Annotated in this window: 2 protein-coding genes and 1 pseudogene; 2 read left to right on the top strand and 1 reads right to left on the bottom strand. The window is 59.3% G+C overall.

Going from position 1 to position 2,218, the window contains the following annotated elements:
• Nucleotides 1–290 precede the first annotated feature (290 nt).
• Nucleotides 291–1,025 carry a reverse transcriptase domain-containing protein gene (locus M3461_00340; protein MDQ3772937.1) on the bottom strand — a complete coding sequence of 245 codons (735 nt, stop codon included), beginning with the start codon at nt 1,023–1,025 and terminating at the stop codon, nt 291–293.
• Nucleotides 1,026–1,441: 416 nt separating this feature from the next.
• On the opposite strand from M3461_00340, the gene M3461_00335 reads away from it, so the two are divergent.
• A complete protein-coding gene (locus M3461_00335; protein ID MDQ3772936.1) occupies nt 1,442–1,603 on the top strand; it encodes a hypothetical protein in 162 nt (53 codons plus the stop codon).
• Nucleotides 1,596–2,084 (top strand): annotated as a pseudogene (locus M3461_00330) (recombinase family protein). Before M3461_00335 ends, M3461_00330 begins: the two are co-directional and overlap by 8 nt.
• Nucleotides 2,085–2,218: the final 134 nt, after the last annotated feature.

Here is a 2,218-nt window from a genome sequence, read left to right as displayed (position 1 = left end):
TCTGCTACCCTTGGTGCGTGCTGGTGTTCCGTTCGTTGACGGTGCTCAAATCGAACGCCGTCAAGACGAAGACAATCGGAAGGAAGCCGCCTGACCATGCTTTCCACAACTCTTGACAATATCTCGTACGCTTCGCAGGGCGTGTTACCACACCACCACGCAAGACTCGGTACACGGCTGCTGGCTAGGCTTTACCGCGGTAGCCATCTCAGGCTACTGAACTCTATGCGCTTTCAAGGCGCAACCCGCCCAGATCCCGACGTGCGGAATTACCGCACCGGGCTCTTGCCTCAGGTAGTAACGCACAGGCGTTGTGCAGGGTAAGGATGCAGGATTCGGGGTTGCGGTAGCCACTGCCGCGCGAGCTGGTACATCCGTGTCCAAGTGATACGATGACGTTGGCTGCGCCGCCGCAACGTACGGCACCAAGAGCGGAGGATGCCCTCCCGAAACACATGGAGCAGGCTACTGTTCCGCGGTACCGCGAAATAACGGTAGTGCCCAAGCAACACCGCTCTCAGCCAGGTCCCTTGGCTGGGGATGGGTAGACACATGCGCTTCCTCAAGGTCTGCTTCACCTCGTGGAGTTTCCTGCGCAACCTACTGGCAACGGTCTTTCGCCGCACCGTAAACTTGCCCTTCCGTGTCTTGCCGCACATGTGCGTGAAGCCGAGAAAGTCAAACGTCTCCGGTTTTCCCTCGCCCCGTCTCTTACGTCGTTCGACCGCAAAGCGACCAAACTCGATGAGCCGGGTCTTCTCGGGGTGCAATTCCAGGTTGAATCTGTGGAACCTCTCCCGAAGCTCAACCCAAAATTGCTCGGCCTCGTCCTGGTACTGAAAGCCGGCAACGAAGTCATCGCAATAGCGGACGATGATGACATCACCGCGCGCGTGACGACCCCGCCATTGCTCAGCCCAGAGGTCAAAGACGTAGTGGAGGTAGATGTTCGCGAGCATCGGGCTCACGCTCCCTCCTTGGGGAGTCCCTTCCTCCTGACCTCGCCATTGCCCATCCTCGAATATACCGGCGTTCAGCCACTTCCGGATGTGGACGCACCACGCGCCGGTCCCCGATCCGATGCTCGATGAACTTCACTAACCATCCGTGGTCCAGCGTATCGAAAGGAAACCACGACACACTACCCATCTCGAAGACCTTCCACAAGCGATTACGATAATCCGTCGCGGCCATCCGTTTGAAGGCCGCAGCCTGCAGGTCCTAGGCCGCACCCACCGGGCCGGTCGACTCCTTCTCCTGATCATCCTGCCGGACCAGAGCCGGACGCTTATTCCCGCTGATTGGACGGATTGGCCCCTTCCCGATCAGATAACGCCCGACAGCCATGAGACTCTGTTGGGCTCGTTGTCAGACTTGCTCCATACCCGGATTCTCGTCGATGCTCTCCTCCACCGTCCATCGGCCACCGAGGAGCGCCACCATGCAAATGAGTCTGCCCTTTCTGGAGAACCCGCCGCTCAGCTCAGAGATTTGGGAGTACCTCGACGAGGTAGAACGCGCCGTCGTTCTCGACCGGCTGGCGCAACTGATCGCAAAAACCGCCAGGGCGGAACGGGGTCAGGAGGAGTCCAGCCATGAGTGATCACGACAAAATCACTGCCATGCACTTGCGCCGCGCCGCCTTCGTCTATATCCGCTAATCCACAGCGACCCAGGTCGAGCACAACCGGGAATCAACGGCGCGCCAATACGCCCTCGCCGATCGCGCGGTGGAACTGGGTTGGCGGCGGGACCAGGTCACCGTCATTGACCAGGATCTTGGCCTTTCTGGAGCCAGCGCGGCGCAACGTTCCGGCTTTGCCCAATTGACCACCGAAGTCGCACTGGGTCACGTGGGCATTGTATTGGGCCTCGAAGTCTCACGTTTGGCGCGCAATAATGCCGACTGGTACCGCCTGCTTGACCTGTGCGGGATGACCGATACCTTGATCGGCGATGCCGACGGGGTCTACCATCCGGGACTGTTCAACGATCGCCTCGTGCTGAGGCTCAAGGGCACTATGAGCGAAGCCGAACTCCATATTCTCCGAGCAAGGCTCGACGGAGGCATCCGTCACAAGGCCGCCCCGGGTAGGGTTCACCATAGCCAACAATCATGGCTTATGCCTCAGCTTTGTTCAGTTGCTTCACCGGTACTATGGAACTGTCCGACTCGCCACCATCGTGCATCACGGCCGTACCCTTTTAGGTTCTCCGT

The sequence above is a fragment of the Pseudomonadota bacterium genome, from assembly GCA_030860485.1.
Taxonomy (GTDB): Bacteria; Pseudomonadota; Gammaproteobacteria; order JACCXJ01; family JACCXJ01; genus JACCXJ01.
Note: the sequence above shows the minus strand (reverse complement) of the source record. Positions and strands in the feature narration are given on the sequence as shown.